This is a genomic window from Promicromonospora sp. NPDC050880 (assembly GCF_044456525.1).
GTDB lineage: Bacteria > Actinomycetota > Actinomycetes > Actinomycetales > Cellulomonadaceae > Promicromonospora.
The window spans coordinates 18,893-32,048 of record NZ_JBITFV010000031.1 but is presented as its reverse complement, the minus strand read 5'-3'; the positions used below and the strand labels follow the sequence as shown (position 1 = coordinate 32,048).

Genomic DNA, 13,156 nt, shown 5'->3' with positions numbered 1-13,156 from the left:
CGGTGGGCCCCCCGGGGATCGAACCCGGAACCCGCGGATTAAAAGTCCGTTCCGCCTCGTCCAGCCTGGTCCAGCCACGTCCAACCTGGTCCAGCCAAACGGCTAGATTCCAACGATTCTGCCCTCTTGCGGCGCCTCACCGTAAAGCCTCGTCCAGCCTCGTACAGTCGTCGGCTGCGCCATTTCTGCGCCACGTGCGCCATGCCCTCAGGCGCTCGCGGACCGCTTGCGGGCCCGCCGCGCGGCGAGCTCGTCGACCGGCTTCTTCGGCTTCTTCTTGGGCGGCGGCGTGGTGGGATCGGGGCCGAGCGCGTCCAGGACATCCTCCGAGGCGATCTTCTCCAGCCGCGCGTACCGCTGGGTGGTTAGCGGTGAGGCGTGCCCGAGCAGCTCGCCGACCTCGGCGAGTGTGCGCCCGCCCTGGAGTAGCCAGCTCGCGTACGTGTGGCGCAGGTCGTGGATCCGGACGTGCCCGATGTCGGCCGCGGCGACAGCCGCCTTGAACACCTTCTGATAGTTCCAGTAGTCCATGATCGTGCCGCTGTCCGTCGTGACCATGAGGCGACCGGGGCAGTGCCCCTCGGTGTGCTCGTATCCGCAGGTGCCGTCGTCGCCGTCCTCGCGCGGCTCGTCGTCCTGCTCAAGCGCGGACAGGTCGATCCAGGCCGGCACGGGCACGGTCCGGATCTGCTTGTCCTTCGGCAGGGGCGACACCTTGTAGGCGGTCGAGTCGAATGCCTCGATGACGTCGACCACACTCCGGTCGGCGTGCACGCGGTCGCGGTGCAGGCCGGCGGCCTCGCCCCACCGCATGCCGGTGCCGACGAGCAGTTTGGTCATCGCGAGGTGCGGGCCGTCGAGCTCGGCGAGGAGCTTGTAGACCTGCTCGCGGGTCAGGAATCGCTCCTTGCCCGGCGCGGGCTTCGGCAGCTTGAGCTTGTCCGCGACGTTGTACGGGAGCACCTCGGCGTCGACGGCGCCACGCAGCGAGCGGGAGAGCAGTCCGACGATCTGGATGACGGTGCCTGGCGCGAGGCCGGTTGCCTCGTCGTCCTCGCCATCGGGCCCGTCGCGCAGCTCGGCGGCCCAGTCCTTCACGTCCTGGCGGGTGATGTCGATGAGGGGCACGTCGCCCCAGCGGGGCATGAGGTGGTTGTTGCGCCGGCTGACATCGTTCCGGTCCGTCGAGGCGGCCACGGTCCGGCTCGGCCACCACTGCTCGCACCACTCGCGCCAGGTGCGGCCCGCCGCCTTGGGGTCGCGCCAGCCGAGCCTGCGGGACTCAGCCTCGGCCGCAGCCGCCTCGCGCAGCGCCTCGCGCTTGTGCGTGAAGTTGCCCTTCACGTTCCGAGTCTTGCCGTCGGGGCCCCTGTACCTGCCCCGGTACTTGCCGCTCGCGAGCCTGTCTGCCCATGCCATCGCGCGGGATCCCTTCTAGATCAGGCGAGGTTTCACACTATGAAACGAATTCACCCAGGTGATCGGTATCACCATCAAACGGGCAATTACCGCAGGCAACCGATTGCCACGTTGCAGAATCATCAACATGTCTGACGCAGGGGAAAAAGACGACATCGGCCGGATTACACCCGCTGGATCACCACTCGGGGACCGCGACCACGAGCCGCTGCACGTGCCAACGCCGGCCGTCCGAGCATGCTCGATCAGCTGTGGGTTCGCGGCAGCCTGTCGGTACTCGGTTTCGTACGACGCTGCCGCGGTAGGCCGCGGGGAAGGCCGACGCCCGCGGCTATGTCCTCTGCCGTCACTGTCGTGGCGTGCGGTGCGGGCCGATCGCCGCCGAGCGGTTCACCAGCGTGTTCCGCAGACGTGCTCCTGAGTGCCGCCTCTCCGAGTGCGACCACCTGAGTAGCCGACATTCCCACCGTTCGAGCGATGGCGTCCAGCTCACCGAGCGTCGCTGGTGGCTCCTCGCAGCGGAGGATGATCCCCGCGCGATTGGCCGACATGCCGGCCAGCTCGCCGACGGCGCGGAGGCTTAGCCCGCGCTCCTCGACGGCTTTCGCCAGCAGCTCCTGCGCCGCCTGATCCAGCGGCTGTAAGGATTTCGGGACTCGTGCCATGGGCACCACTGTCCCATATGGGTACACCCTGTGCGCAAGAGGCTTGACGCCGTACCGAAATGGGTACATGCTGGCGCTCATGGCAAGTGAACCCATTTCGGTACGACCCCTCGATGCGGCTGTCGCCTCCGAGATCCGGGCGGACATGGCGCGCCTCGGATTCAACATCTCCGGCATGGCCACTGCGATCAATATGAACCGGCAGCCCTTCACCGAGCGCTACCACGGCCGTCGCCCCTTCTACCCGTCAGAGCTTCACAAGGTGGCCGAGGTGCTCGGGTCGACCGCTTCGGAGATCGTCGCCCGCGCAGAGCGCACTGTGGACGACACGGACGCCGTCCGCGCCGCTGACCTGGTGGACGCATGAGCCCGCGCCTGACCGTGGGCGATGCGGCCCAGGTCGGCCGCCGTCACCCGGAGACACTCCGCAAGGCACTACAGGACGGCGCCCTGCACGGCACGCAGCGGATCAAGCGCGGCCCGTGGACGATCCAGCCCGAGTGCCTCGCCGCATGGCTCGACAACGAGAAGTGCGAGCACCAGCTCGCGGCGGAGGCCGCCTCGACGAACGTCCGGAGCCTCGGCGCTCACCGCGCCGCCCGCACCACTGCCTGAGACCCCGCCGCCCGGACGGTCTCCGGGCACACGAAAACGCCGCCGCACCCACGTCTGAGCTTGGAGACCTGGACCGGGCGCGACGACGTTCCCGAGAGGAAGCATCCCATGGCTGACAAGTACGAGCCCGAGAGGGTCGAGGCCGGCGGCCCGCTGCCGCAGCGCACCTCGCCCGTGAAGGAGCTGGAGCAGCAGGCGCACCGCGCGCTTCTCGGCGCCATCTACTTCGACGACCAGGACGGCGACCAGTGACCGGCCGCGACCACCCCCGCGGGGGCGTGGAGGAAGGCCCGGTCCCGACCGAGGCTGAGCTCGCGGAGCTGGAGGCGGCCCGCAAGGCAGACGCCGACGCCGCCGCCGAGCGAGCCCGCCGCGGCGAGAGCGCGGGAGGTATCTACTGATGAGCGTCCGCATCGACGAGTACGTCTGCCCGGTCGAGGGCTGCCGGTTCCACGTCCTCGCCTCCGGCCCGGTCGACGAGGACGGGCTGGACCCCTTCGCCGACGAGATCGAGCAGCACAAGCGCGGCCACGAGCTCGCGGCCGAGAACACGCTGCGGGTACGCGCGCTCTGCGACGCCGAGCACGTCATGCACAAGCCGACCGGGCGCATCGGCCGGGTGCTCGGCATCTACGGCGAGGACGCCACCGCGACGAAGGCCTGGGTCGCCTACGGCGACGAGATGAACATCGCCGCCCACTTCGACGTCCCGGGTCGCGAGGACTCGCTCATCGCGGACCTCGAGCCCGTCGACCCCGCGACGTCGGTGCGCGGCGTCTCGTCGCAGGCCGGCCTCCAGGCCGTCATGCACGGCCCCACGATCCCGTCCGACGGCGTGCCGGCCACTGAGCCCGCGCCGTCGGGCGTCCCAACCCCTGCCGAGCTGCGGGCCGGGGCGCTGCTCGTCGCGGTCGGTGAGGCGGCGCTCACGTGGCAGGACGCCGACCCGGACCAGCCGGCAGGGATCGCCGCCGAGGGAGCACTGTCGGACGCGATCACGGCGTACCGGACGGAGGTCGGACGGTGACGGACACGATCGAGTTCCCCGTCGTCCCGGAGGCGGCGACGCTGGCGCAGTCGATGGATGCCGGCTTCCGGAAGCGGCTGGCGTACCCGCCGCCGCTGCCCTCCACGGTGGTACCGCCGCGTCGGCGCCGCCGGCCGGAGCGCGCGCGCCGGTACCGGTACACGGTCGGGTGGCACGTCGGTGGCGTGGTGCTGAACGTCGCCTTCGGTGCCGTGCTGCCCCCCATCGCGTTCATCCTGGGCGGCCCGATCGCGTACGAGGTGCTCAAGTGATCGCCCGGCCCCGCCGATGGCGCGAGCGGGTGACCGATGCACTCGTGCTCACGGCAGCGATGGCTCTGCCTGTCGCCGCTGCGGGCTACGCCGTCGCCGTGATCACGGCCCCAGAGCCCGAGACCCGGACTGTCATGCTCGACGCCCCGCCGGCCTGCGCGAAGATCGGGCCGGCCGTCCAGGCCGAGCGTGCCCGGGCTGCCCGGGTCGACGAGGCCGCCGCCGCGGTGCTCGCCGCGTCGGAGGAGCTGGCCGACGTAGTGCTGTCCGCGGACCCGGACGCGGTCATCGAGCAGGCCGAGGCCGTCGACGCCGCGCTGCGCGACGAGCAGCAGGCGAAGCTCGACCTCGCGACCGCCCAGACCACCACGGACGCCGTCGTCGGCGACTGCACCCCGGAGCGTGACCAGTGAGCCGGGCCCTGCACGCCGCCGCGGCGCTCGCGGGCGGCGTGGTCGGGCTGCTCGTCGTGCTCGGGCTGTACGCGGCCCTGGCCGGGCCGCCGCCGGTCGAGCCGGCGCCCGCGCCGGGCCCGGCCCCCACTGTCGCGGGGGTGCCGGCATGAGCCCGATGGATGCCCTGGCGCTGCTCGCGCTGGTGTCCCTGGTCTACGTGCTCGTGCGGGGGACCGTGGCCGGCGTCCGGCACGCGCTGCGTGTCGAGCGTCGGTACCTCGAGATGCTGCGCGCCGACGAGGCCGGCGGCGCGGGCCGGCAGCCGCGCCGGTGCCCGTACTGCAACGGCTGGTTCAACACCGCCCGGGAGCAGGCAGCGCACGAGCGGGACTGCGACCAGAAGCCGGCGCAGCTCGTCGCCGACCGCCTGCCCACGCCCCTGGAGGTGCTGGACCTCGCCTTCCCGCCGTACCCGCCACCGGACCGGCCCGACTGGCGCTTCAGCTACTTCGCCGTCGGGCTGGTCGACGAGACCCGCCGCGGCGTGCTCGGCACCTGGACCGAGGCATGACCAGCCACGCACTCGTCCACGTGTGCGGCCCGACCCGCTGCCCCGACTGTGTGCGCGAGGTCATCCGCGCCCGGGACGCGGCCCGGGCCGAGCTCCTGCCGCTCGTCGAGCCCACCACCTACACCGCCCCGAAGGAGGGCACCCGTGAACCTGCTGCTGCATGACGCCCCACCGGTCGAGCCGATCGAGTTCGACGTCTCGGGCTGGCCGTCCGCGGCCGAGATCGAGGCCGACGAGCTCGCCCGCGCCGAGCGCGCGGCGCTCGCCGACGTCGAGGCCGAGCTGCGCGGCGTGCTGGCCGCCGTCGAGCAGGCCGCCGCGCCCGTCACCGGGCCGCTGCCCATCGTCGTCCCGCTGACGAAGGCGGACGCGCACGACGGCGCCGTCGCGGCCGTGATCGAGCACGTCTGCGACCGGCTGCGCGAGATCGTACGCACCCGCCGCACCTCCGAGCTGCCCGACGTCGTCGCGATGCTGGAAGCGGTGATCTGACCATGCCCGAACCCCGCTGCGCCACGCACGGGCTGCTGGAGCCGTGCCTCGGGTGCGCGACCGTACGCAACGCGGCACGTGACGGCGTGACGCCACAGGAGACGTACGACGCTGTGGTCCGCGGCGGCGAGCTCGCGGGCGACGACGTACGTACGTGCGCGCTCGACGGGTGCAACGCGACGTTCACCCCGACGAGCGACCGGCACCGGTACTGCAAGCCGGCGCACCGCGCCGCCGGGCACCGTGCGCGTACGGGGCGTGCGTCGTGACGCGCACGCGCCGCCCGACCACGTGCACGTCCTGCAACGTACGGCTGCGCGGGTCGAAGGACCCGTACGTGCCGGGCACCCGCCGGCACGTGGCCGGTGGCCTGTGCGTGACGTGCTGGTCCCACCAGACCGGCCGGAAGAAGCCGAACCCACCGCGCCCGCCGGCCTGCCGTACGTGCGGGAACGGGTGGGACGTCGTCCGGTACGAGGCCCGTGGCCTGTGCAAGGGCTGCTACGCGACCGAGCGGTATCGCGCAGCGAACCCGAACGTACGCGCGAAGATGCCGGCCGCGTGCGCACGGTGCGAACGCCCGCTGCGTGCGAAGGGCGAACCGCCAACCCCAGGCACGGTCCGGTTCGCGGGCCGGGGCATGTGCGGCTCGTGCTACCACGCCGACCGCGCCGGCAAGCCCAACCCGACCCCGGCGTCCCCGCCGCCGTCCGAGTGCCGGACGTGCCACCGACCCATGGTGACCCGGGACACGCCCCACCAGCGCGGCGACGCAGTGCACGCCGGCCTCGGCAGGTGCACCCGATGCCGCGGCGCCGAGCAGCGCCGCGAGCGCGCGCTGCTCGCGTACGTGCTCGGAGGTGCCGGGTGACCACCAACCGCACCCGCTGCCCGATCCACCAGCAGCAGAACCCGTGCACGGGCTGCGCGGCCGACCACCTGCTCGGCGAGCACGAGCCCGGCACGTGCAAGGGCACGTGCCGCCGGTGCCGGGCCCGCCCGGCCCCGCTCGTCGAGGCCGGCACCCGCCGCCGGCACCGACCTATCCCCGACGTCGCGGCGCTCGCGGCGAACGACCACGACCTGACCGAGGAGCCATGACCGCCCGATCCCACACCCGACACCGCCGGGCCGAGAAGCGACGGGACGCCGCCCGCCGGCGTGCCGTCGCGACCCGGTACGGCCGCCCGCTGCGTCGCGACCGCGACGCGGAGACCTACCGCGAGGAGCAGAACCGATGACCACCCCGATGCCGCGCCGGATCCCCGCCGGCCTCGCCCCGCTCGCTGCCGACCTGCACGCGCTCGGCATGGCCGTGAACCGCGAGCAGTGGGAGAAGGCGGCCGAGCGCCTCGCCGAGCACTGGGCGCCGCTCATGTTCAGGGCGATCGTCGAGCTCGGCGAGCTGCACCAGTGCTCCGAGCCACCGCACCAGATCTGCACCCGGTGCACCGACGCCAACGGCACCCCCGAGCCGTGGCCGTGCGCGACCCTGTGCGCGGTCTCGGAGGCCATGAGCCCGGAGCCGGGAACGGAGCCGGGAACGATCGAGTTCGAGGTCGACCCGGGCACCTGGGCGCCCATCGGCGGCCACCTGCTCGTCTCGGAGGCGCCCGAGCCGCCGTCGGCCACCGTCGTGACCGCGCGGGTGGAGGTGGACAACCTGACCCGCGACGAGGCGATCGCTGCTCTCGACGCCGTGCCGGTCGGGGCGAGCCTGTGGATCGAGCGCAAGCACGTCGTGCTCGGCGGCAAGCGGTTCGACGTCAACGCGACCGAGCTGACGCCGCACGCCGCCCGCGACTACGCCGCGGCCCTCACTGATCACATGGACGCCGTCGCGCACTCTGTGGACGGCCCACGGCCGCACGTCACTGCGCAGGAGCTGGACGCGTGGCCGTTCAAGCCGGGCGACGTCGTGCGCGACTCCGGCGAGGACGCCGACCACGGTGCGTGGCTCGACGCCGCGCCCGACGGCGTCGTCGTCGCCGACGAGAAGGGCAGCAAGTTCCAACAGACCCCGAACGGCTGGTTCAACACCGAGATCACCGCGGTGAGCCTGGTCCGTGGCGCCCTGACCGGCCACGAGCTGGAGCGGGAGCACGGCCCGCTGACCGTGGTGTCTCTCCCGGACGTGCAGGAGGCCTGCACCGACGAGGCCCCGGCCGGTGACGCATGACGGCGTTCACGATCCGCCGCGGCGACCTGGCCGCGGCGCTCGCGTCCGTGCTGCCGCACGCTGGGGAGGAGAACCCGTACGGTGTGCTGCGGCTCGCGGCGGACCAGACCGGCATGCGGATCTGGGCCACGAACGGGGCGACAGCCGCGACCGCGAAGGTCCGCGTGTTCGAGCACCTGTACGGGTTCCTCGGCGGCTCCGTGTTCGACTTGAGCGTCGACGACGCCGGCAACGTGCTCCAGGTGTTCCGGGCCCGGGGCGGGAAGGACGAGCGCACCTCGCGCGAGGCCGACGAGATCCGCGTCGACCTCGCCGCCGGCCAGGGCCAGGTCCGGTTCGCGGAGGACGGCGCCCTGCTCGACGGGACCACGCTGGAGGTTCCGCTGATCACCCGCGTGGGCGAGGACCGGTACCCGAACGTGCCGGCCCTCATGGCGCACATCCTCTCCCAGCCGTCCGAGCACCACGTGTGGCGGCTGTCCGAGGCGCGCCTGCGGTCGTTCCTGCCCGCCGCGAAGGCGTACGACGACCTGCTCGTGCTGACCCCGCACGACCGCGCGCTCGCGTTCACGATCGCGCCGTGGTTCATCGGTGTCTACGCGGCAGGCCGCCTCGACGAGGCCACCCGCACGGAGCTGACCGAGGACGTCGCGACCTGGACCACCGACCTCGCCTCGTGGGGTGAGCCGCGGCGCTCGCCGTACGTGAAGGACCCCAAGCCGCGCAACGAGCAGGAGCCGGGCCGCCCGGTGCTCGACCTGCGCACCGCGTCAGGCGTGCTCGTGGTCGACGCCGTCGACCTGGAGGCCGCCGCCGCGGCGCTCGACGACCCGGACGCGGGCCTGCTGCTGGAGGCGGCCGAGCTCGTCGTCACCACGCAGTTCGGGTCAACGGCCATGCTCCAGCGCAAACTCCGCGTCCCGTTCGCGAAGGCCGGCAACCTCATGCACCAGTTGGAGGGCGCCGGGATCGTCGGGCCGGCCGAGGGCAGCAAGGCGCGGCAGGTGCTCGTCGTCGACATGGACGCAGCCCGCGAGCTGCTCAACCCAGAGGACCGAAACGAGGTCGAAGGATGAGCGCCACGCACAACTACCTCGCCCGCCGCGCCGGCCTAGTCCGCACGCAGGCCGCGGCGACCGCGAACGACATCGCCCGGCTCCAGCGGCAGCACGAGAACCAGCTCGCCGAGCTCGCAGAGGTCGAGGCGGCGCTCGCGGCCGTCGACGCCCTCGCCGAGGAGCCGGACCAGACCGATGACGACGTGGTCGCTGCGGAGATCGACGCGGCGTTCGCCGAGCACGACGACGAGGAGACCGACCGTGGCTGATGCCCGTATCCACCTGATCACCAGCGACGACCCCGAGCGCCCGCCGATGGGTGCCGGCGCCGCCCTGCCTGCCGACGTGCAGGAGCTCCGGGTCGCGCCCGAGATCCTGGCAGCCCTGGACCGGATCGCCGCGGCGTTCGAGTCTGTCGCAGCCATCCTCGCGCCTGCCGAGCGCCCGGCCGAGGATGACGACGACCGGTGCTGGGCGTCGATCTGGACCGGCCGCGCGGCCGGCGTGCCCCAGGTGTGCACCCGCCCCGCCGGCCACGGCCCGGGGCACGTCGCCCGCGACGAGGACGGCAACGTCCTCGCCTGCACCCTCGGCATCCCGCCGACCGTCCCCGAGGGCTGGGTCTGCCCCGCGTGCGGCCAGGGCGCGGCGGTGGGCTCGTGATGATGCTCTGGCACCGCGTGCGCGGCCACGCCATCGCCTCCTACCGGGTCATGACGCCGGGCCCGCCGTGGCGCTGGCAGTGCTCGTGCGGCCACGTCTGGGGAGGACCGCCGAGCCGTGCCTGAACGGACCACCCGAGCGCCGGGCGCCGTCGGCCGTGCACGCACGGCCGGCTTCGTGCCCGCGCTCGTGCCCGGTTGGCGCTGGGCCTGCTACGTCTGCCCGCCCACGCCGCACCACAACCCCACCGAGCCCACCCGAGAGGCCGCACACGCCCGCCTCGCCGCCCACCAGCTCGCCGCCCACCAGGACCACGTGATCGCGGCGCTCGCAGCCCGAGCAGCACGGAAGGAGGCCGCATAGATGCCCACGGCGCTCGCGGCGTCGAGACCCGCGCGCGGACCGCCGCGCGCCACCGACACCTGCCCTACCACGCAAGGAGCCACCGTTCGTGTTCTTCATGGTCGACGACCAGCTGCCGGTCAACGCCAAGACGAGGAAGCTCACCGCCCCGGTACTCGCCGGCGACCTTCGGGGCGCCGCCGCTGGGTACCTGTGGACGCTGGCGGGCGCCTCGACCCAGGCGTCTCTGACCGACGGCCTGCTGTCGCTCATGGACCTCGCCACGATCATGCCGCACGTCACGTTGGTGCAGGAGCTCGCCGGCCTTCTGGTCGACGCTGGGTTCTGGCACGCACCGGGGCACGCGTGCGAGGTCTGCGCACCGGTCCCTGATGGGCACTGGCGGTTCCACGACTGGTTCCAGATGAAGTACGACCCGGCCGAGATCCAGAAGCTCAACCGCCGCAAGCGGGCCGAGCTGGCCAAGCCGGAGATCGTGCATGCGGTCTGGGCGCGCGACGCACTCCCGGGCCAGTGGAAGAAGGGCGCCGAGCACGCGGCCTGCCGCTACTGCGGCAAGACCGTCAAGAGGAAGGACACGCGCTCGCCGGAGCCGGACCGCGGGACGATCGACCACGTCGACCCGATGAAGGCATCTGGCGTGCGCAACCTCGTGGTGGCCTGCAAGGGCTGCAACGGGAGCAAGGGGAAGCGCACCCCGGTCCAGGCCGGTATGACACTGCGCCCGGCGCCTCGTGCGACCGAGCTCGACCCGCTCACGCCCACCGAGGCGACGTCGGCCGCTGAGACCCCCGTCTCGCCCGACTTCGCCCCACCGGCCGCTGTGAGCACTGCTGTCTCGCCCGTGGCGGGCTCGGCCGCTGAGACCCCTGTCTCGCCCGAGCCCCCGGCCGCAGAGACCGCACCGAGCCCGCACGAGCTCGACCCGGCACAGCGGCCACCGACCAGACCAGAGACCGACCAGGTGGAAACCGGCCGGTCTTCCAGCCCCCAGAAGTCTCTACGCGCGCGTGTCGCGCGCGGGAATGGGTCAGGGGATGGGTCTTCTCCTGGGTTAGTCCAGGGACAGGGGGAGGGTTCGCCGCCCGCCTCACCGTCCGGCCGTCGGAAGCGTCGTCGGGGCAAGGGAGGCCGCAAGACCACCTCCCCCGCTCCCAACCCGAGCGCAGCACCCCCGCCCTCGCCTGCCCCGACCTGGGATGCCGGCGACGTCGAGGTGGTGCCTCAGGTCGACCGGTTCGGTTCCCCCTGGCACGGGTGGCGTGGCCCGGCGTCCCCGCTGGGTGACGAGCACCTGTGCAGCGTGCACGGCCTGCCCGAGCCGTGCCGCAAGTGCAACGACGAGATGACGGAGGCCCTTGCATGAGCCGTCGTAGGGAGCGGATCCCCGACCACCAGCAGGACAGCGAGACGGCGGCGTACTGGCGGGCGCAGAACCAGCTCGTGGAGATCGCCGACGCGTGGGTCGAGCTCGACGAGCTGCTCGCGGCCGGGTCGACCCCGGGTTCGGGCGCGAGTAAGCCGGCGTCGCGGGCGCCGATCGATGCGCACGTGGCCGACGTGCGTGCCGAGATCAGCGGATGGGTGCAGTTCCTGGCCCGGGCGCTGATGGAGGAGGTCACCGTCGAGCGGTGGCCCGGCGTCCCGTGGGCGGCCGGCCACCGCGTGGCCGAGCTCTGGGCACCGCCCACGATCGACACCGGCGAGTTGGTCCGGCACATCGCGCACGAGCGGATCGGGCACTTCGTGATGCACCCCGACCAGCAGATGCGCGCGGACTTCCTGGCGGCGGCCGAGGAGTGGGCCGGGCTCGCGCGCCGGACGGCGTGGCCCTCGGGCGCACGGTGGCTGCGCACGGGCGTCGAGTGCACCGAGCACGACACGTCCGACCTGGGGCAGCGGGTGCCGTGCGAGGGCGAGTACCGGGTGTTCATGCACCCCGACCAGGAGCAGATCCCGGACATGGTGTGCGACGTCGACCCAGGCCACCGGATCACGCCGCTCGAGTGGCAGCGAGCGCAGCGCAGGAAGCCGATGAACCCGCAGGCGGCGGCCAGGCTGGCCCGCACGCTGCGGCTGACTGGAAGGATCGGAGCATGAGCGACACCAAGGAGTTCCCCACGCTCGACGTGGTCACCGTGGCGACTGGCGTCATGGTGTCGGAGCGCGGCATCGAGTTCGTCTACGACGTGTGCGGCTGGTTGCTGGACGACGTGCTGATGACCCACCAGCTCCCGAACGCGTGCCAGGTGCTGGAGCCGCACGTCCTGGACCAGCATCCGTGGATCGGTGAGCTCGACGTCCCGATAGGTGACCTGCCGGCGATCAAGGCGATGTGTGCCCAGATCATCGAGGAGCACGGCGCCACCGTCACGCTGACTCGGCCCGGGTCGGTCGACTGGGTGCGCGGGAACGCGCTGTCCGACATGGCGCAGGTCGCCGACGGTCGCCCCGTGATCGTCGTGCAGCAGGGCACCGAGGAGGAAGCATGACGACGACGTGGGACATGGAGACCGTCGGAAAGGTGCGGCGTCTCGGGATGACGCTGCACGTCGCCAGCGCAGAGCTCGTCGCGCGGGACCGCGAGGAGGTCGTCGAGTTCGCCCGCCTCCGTGCCGCCGCGCAGATCATCGACGCTGCGCGGGTGTGGGCTGTCGAGGTGCACGAGGACGACGTCTCGGTGGTGGAGTCCCCAGGGGAGTTCGGGGGCGTGGTGCTCGATATGCAGTGGCGCCCGTTCTGGCGTGGAGCCGAGGCGGAGGTTGAGCTGCGCGGCGGTCACATCGACGGGCAGACAGCGATGATCGATCGCGGCCTGCTCACCACGGGCTTGCTGGTCCCGCCTCCGATGCCGCCGCTGTCGGAGTACCAGGACGAGACGGTGCCGTACGCGCCGCTGCCGCTGCCTTCCCGGTACCAGCTCTCCGGATGGCGTGAGGTCGAGCGACGGTGGGTCATGGCGTGCGGATGACGAACACACGTTCGCGTGTCGGTTGACAGCGTGTCAGTGACTTGACACCCTCAGTGCTGTACTGACATTCGTGTCGGACGAGAGGCCCGGACACCACCAGGTGGCCGGGCCTTCGTCATGACTGCGGTGCGTCGTCCGGGTTCCACGCGGGCCGGCCGTACTGCGCGGCCAGCTCGTTGTACTTCGCAATCGCCGTGTCAGTGCGCTCCTGCCAGGAGGCGGCCGACTTCGCGAACGAGCGGGCCCGCCACGACCCCGGCTTCTTCGCCTCGTACTCGGCGGCGTACTGCTGCTGCTGGGCGAGGGTGCGCATGCAGTCCTCGATGATCCCGCGCCGGCCACGCAGGATCGACTCCGTCATGGCCTCGTCGTCGGGGATGGCCTTGGCCACGAGGTTGATGGCCGCCTTGGCTGTGCGTCTGCGCATGCCCGCCACGGTAGCGAGCGGCCAGCCTGGGCAGAACGA

24 protein-coding genes and 1 pseudogene are annotated in these 13,156 nt (G+C 72.3%); 23 read left to right on the top strand and 2 right to left on the bottom strand.

What is annotated here, in order from left to right; all coding sequences use genetic code 11:
- Positions 1–207 precede the first annotated feature (207 nt).
- A complete protein-coding gene (locus ACIBBF_RS25800; RefSeq protein ID WP_397419169.1) occupies positions 208–1,344 on the bottom strand; it encodes a tyrosine-type recombinase/integrase in 1,137 nt (378 codons plus the stop codon).
- Between the two features lie 819 nt (positions 1,345–2,163).
- Here ACIBBF_RS25800 and ACIBBF_RS25795 point away from each other — a divergent pair.
- The 23 genes and pseudogenes from ACIBBF_RS25795 to ACIBBF_RS25685 all read left to right on the top strand — a co-directional run bounded on the left by ACIBBF_RS25795 (position 2,164) and on the right by ACIBBF_RS25685 (position 12,690).
- Complete coding sequence (locus tag ACIBBF_RS25795) at positions 2,164–2,451, top strand: hypothetical protein (RefSeq protein ID WP_397419167.1); 288 nt, start codon at positions 2,164–2,166, stop codon at positions 2,449–2,451.
- A complete protein-coding gene (locus ACIBBF_RS25790) occupies positions 2,448–2,699 on the top strand; it encodes a hypothetical protein (protein WP_397419165.1) in 252 nt (83 codons plus the stop codon). The genes ACIBBF_RS25795 and ACIBBF_RS25790 overlap by 4 nt, the downstream gene beginning before the upstream one ends.
- Positions 2,700–2,807: 108 nt before the next feature.
- On the top strand, positions 2,808–2,951 hold the full coding sequence (locus ACIBBF_RS25785) for a hypothetical protein (protein WP_397419163.1): 144 nt from the start codon (positions 2,808–2,810) through the stop codon (positions 2,949–2,951).
- On the top strand, positions 2,948–3,100 hold the full coding sequence (locus ACIBBF_RS25780) for a hypothetical protein (protein ID WP_397419161.1): 153 nt from the start codon (positions 2,948–2,950) through the stop codon (positions 3,098–3,100). The genes ACIBBF_RS25785 and ACIBBF_RS25780 overlap by 4 nt, the downstream gene beginning before the upstream one ends.
- The gene (locus ACIBBF_RS25775; protein ID WP_397419159.1) at positions 3,100–3,726 is read left to right on the top strand and encodes a hypothetical protein; all 627 of its coding nucleotides are present in this window, start codon (positions 3,100–3,102) and stop codon (positions 3,724–3,726) included. Before ACIBBF_RS25780 ends, ACIBBF_RS25775 begins: the two co-directional genes overlap by 1 nt.
- Positions 3,723–3,998, top strand: coding sequence for a hypothetical protein (locus ACIBBF_RS25770; protein ID WP_397419157.1), 276 nt, complete (start codon positions 3,723–3,725; stop codon positions 3,996–3,998). Before ACIBBF_RS25775 ends, ACIBBF_RS25770 begins: the two co-directional genes overlap by 4 nt.
- 29 nt (positions 3,999–4,027) lie before the next feature.
- On the top strand, positions 4,028–4,411 hold the full coding sequence (locus ACIBBF_RS25765) for a hypothetical protein (RefSeq protein WP_397419155.1): 384 nt from the start codon (positions 4,028–4,030) through the stop codon (positions 4,409–4,411).
- The gene (locus ACIBBF_RS25760) at positions 4,408–4,563 is read left to right on the top strand and encodes a hypothetical protein (RefSeq protein WP_397419153.1); all 156 of its coding nucleotides are present in this window, start codon (positions 4,408–4,410) and stop codon (positions 4,561–4,563) included. The genes ACIBBF_RS25765 and ACIBBF_RS25760 overlap by 4 nt, the downstream gene beginning before the upstream one ends.
- Entirely contained in the window at positions 4,560–4,964 is a 405-nt protein-coding gene (locus ACIBBF_RS25755; protein ID WP_397419151.1) for a hypothetical protein, read from the top strand. The genes ACIBBF_RS25760 and ACIBBF_RS25755 overlap by 4 nt, the downstream gene beginning before the upstream one ends.
- On the top strand, positions 4,961–5,128 hold the full coding sequence (locus tag ACIBBF_RS25750) for a hypothetical protein (RefSeq protein ID WP_397419149.1): 168 nt from the start codon (positions 4,961–4,963) through the stop codon (positions 5,126–5,128). Before ACIBBF_RS25755 ends, ACIBBF_RS25750 begins: the two co-directional genes overlap by 4 nt.
- Complete coding sequence (locus tag ACIBBF_RS25745; RefSeq protein WP_397419147.1) at positions 5,109–5,456, top strand: hypothetical protein; 348 nt, start codon at positions 5,109–5,111, stop codon at positions 5,454–5,456. The genes ACIBBF_RS25750 and ACIBBF_RS25745 overlap by 20 nt, the downstream gene beginning before the upstream one ends.
- Before the next feature lie 2 nt (positions 5,457–5,458).
- The gene (locus ACIBBF_RS25740; protein ID WP_397419145.1) at positions 5,459–5,725 is read left to right on the top strand and encodes a hypothetical protein; all 267 of its coding nucleotides are present in this window, start codon (positions 5,459–5,461) and stop codon (positions 5,723–5,725) included.
- Between the two features lie 598 nt (positions 5,726–6,323).
- Positions 6,324–6,557 carry a hypothetical protein gene (locus ACIBBF_RS25735; protein WP_397419143.1) on the top strand — a complete coding sequence of 78 codons (234 nt, stop codon included), beginning with the start codon at positions 6,324–6,326 and terminating at the stop codon, positions 6,555–6,557.
- On the top strand, positions 6,554–6,697 hold the full coding sequence (locus ACIBBF_RS25730; RefSeq protein ID WP_397419141.1) for a hypothetical protein: 144 nt from the start codon (positions 6,554–6,556) through the stop codon (positions 6,695–6,697). Before ACIBBF_RS25735 ends, ACIBBF_RS25730 begins: the two co-directional genes overlap by 4 nt.
- Positions 6,694–7,635, top strand: coding sequence for a hypothetical protein (locus tag ACIBBF_RS25725; RefSeq protein WP_397419139.1), 942 nt, complete (start codon positions 6,694–6,696; stop codon positions 7,633–7,635). The genes ACIBBF_RS25730 and ACIBBF_RS25725 overlap by 4 nt, the downstream gene beginning before the upstream one ends.
- 794 nt (positions 7,636–8,429) lie before the next feature.
- A pseudogene (locus ACIBBF_RS25720) lies at positions 8,430–8,711 on the top strand (DNA translocase FtsK); the annotation flags it as partial.
- Positions 8,708–8,962, top strand: coding sequence for a hypothetical protein (locus ACIBBF_RS25715; RefSeq protein ID WP_397419137.1), 255 nt, complete (start codon positions 8,708–8,710; stop codon positions 8,960–8,962). The pseudogene ACIBBF_RS25720 and the gene ACIBBF_RS25715, both read left to right, overlap by 4 nt.
- Complete coding sequence (locus ACIBBF_RS25710; protein ID WP_397419135.1) at positions 8,955–9,356, top strand: hypothetical protein; 402 nt, start codon at positions 8,955–8,957, stop codon at positions 9,354–9,356. Before ACIBBF_RS25715 ends, ACIBBF_RS25710 begins: the two co-directional genes overlap by 8 nt.
- A gap of 117 nt (positions 9,357–9,473) precedes the next feature.
- Positions 9,474–9,719, top strand: coding sequence for a hypothetical protein (locus ACIBBF_RS25705; RefSeq protein WP_397419133.1), 246 nt, complete (start codon positions 9,474–9,476; stop codon positions 9,717–9,719).
- 97 nt (positions 9,720–9,816) lie between these two features.
- Positions 9,817–11,085, top strand: a complete 1,269-nt coding sequence (locus ACIBBF_RS25700) for an HNH endonuclease (protein ID WP_397419171.1) — start codon at positions 9,817–9,819, stop codon at positions 11,083–11,085.
- The gene (locus ACIBBF_RS25695) at positions 11,082–11,819 is read left to right on the top strand and encodes a hypothetical protein (RefSeq protein WP_397419131.1); all 738 of its coding nucleotides are present in this window, start codon (positions 11,082–11,084) and stop codon (positions 11,817–11,819) included. The genes ACIBBF_RS25700 and ACIBBF_RS25695 overlap by 4 nt, the downstream gene beginning before the upstream one ends.
- Positions 11,816–12,211, top strand: a complete 396-nt coding sequence (locus tag ACIBBF_RS25690) for a hypothetical protein (RefSeq protein ID WP_397419129.1) — start codon at positions 11,816–11,818, stop codon at positions 12,209–12,211. The genes ACIBBF_RS25695 and ACIBBF_RS25690 overlap by 4 nt, the downstream gene beginning before the upstream one ends.
- Complete coding sequence (locus tag ACIBBF_RS25685) at positions 12,208–12,690, top strand: hypothetical protein (RefSeq protein WP_397419127.1); 483 nt, start codon at positions 12,208–12,210, stop codon at positions 12,688–12,690. Before ACIBBF_RS25690 ends, ACIBBF_RS25685 begins: the two co-directional genes overlap by 4 nt.
- Positions 12,691–12,805: 115 nt before the next feature.
- Here the strand turns inward: ACIBBF_RS25685 and ACIBBF_RS25680 are convergent, their stop codons facing one another.
- Positions 12,806–13,117, bottom strand: a complete 312-nt coding sequence (locus ACIBBF_RS25680; protein WP_397419125.1) for a hypothetical protein — start codon at positions 13,115–13,117, stop codon at positions 12,806–12,808.
- Between the last annotated feature and the right edge of the window lie 39 nt (positions 13,118–13,156).

Excerpts from the sequence above, each read along its gene's own strand:
- ACIBBF_RS25795 (WP_397419167.1), top strand. The coding sequence starts at position 2,164 with ATGGCAAGTGAACCCATTTCGGTACGACCCCTCGATGCGGCTGTCGCC.
- ACIBBF_RS25790 (WP_397419165.1), top strand. The coding sequence starts at position 2,448 with ATGAGCCCGCGCCTGACCGTGGGCGATGCGGCCCAGGTCGGCCGCCGT.
- ACIBBF_RS25785 (WP_397419163.1), top strand. The coding sequence starts at position 2,808 with ATGGCTGACAAGTACGAGCCCGAGAGGGTCGAGGCCGGCGGCCCGCTG.
- ACIBBF_RS25775 (WP_397419159.1), top strand. The coding sequence starts at position 3,100 with ATGAGCGTCCGCATCGACGAGTACGTCTGCCCGGTCGAGGGCTGCCGG.
- ACIBBF_RS25755 (WP_397419151.1), top strand. The coding sequence starts at position 4,560 with ATGAGCCCGATGGATGCCCTGGCGCTGCTCGCGCTGGTGTCCCTGGTC.
- ACIBBF_RS25750 (WP_397419149.1), top strand. The coding sequence starts at position 4,961 with ATGACCAGCCACGCACTCGTCCACGTGTGCGGCCCGACCCGCTGCCCC.
- ACIBBF_RS25740 (WP_397419145.1), top strand. The coding sequence starts at position 5,459 with ATGCCCGAACCCCGCTGCGCCACGCACGGGCTGCTGGAGCCGTGCCTC.
- ACIBBF_RS25730 (WP_397419141.1), top strand. The coding sequence starts at position 6,554 with ATGACCGCCCGATCCCACACCCGACACCGCCGGGCCGAGAAGCGACGG.
- ACIBBF_RS25725 (WP_397419139.1), top strand. The coding sequence starts at position 6,694 with ATGACCACCCCGATGCCGCGCCGGATCCCCGCCGGCCTCGCCCCGCTC.
- ACIBBF_RS25715 (WP_397419137.1), top strand. The coding sequence starts at position 8,708 with ATGAGCGCCACGCACAACTACCTCGCCCGCCGCGCCGGCCTAGTCCGC.
- ACIBBF_RS25700 (WP_397419171.1), top strand. The coding sequence starts at position 9,817 with ATGGTCGACGACCAGCTGCCGGTCAACGCCAAGACGAGGAAGCTCACC.
- ACIBBF_RS25695 (WP_397419131.1), top strand. The coding sequence starts at position 11,082 with ATGAGCCGTCGTAGGGAGCGGATCCCCGACCACCAGCAGGACAGCGAG.
- ACIBBF_RS25690 (WP_397419129.1), top strand. The coding sequence starts at position 11,816 with ATGAGCGACACCAAGGAGTTCCCCACGCTCGACGTGGTCACCGTGGCG.
- ACIBBF_RS25685 (WP_397419127.1), top strand. The coding sequence starts at position 12,208 with ATGACGACGACGTGGGACATGGAGACCGTCGGAAAGGTGCGGCGTCTC.
- ACIBBF_RS25680 (WP_397419125.1), bottom strand. The coding sequence starts at position 13,117 with ATGCGCAGACGCACAGCCAAGGCGGCCATCAACCTCGTGGCCAAGGCC.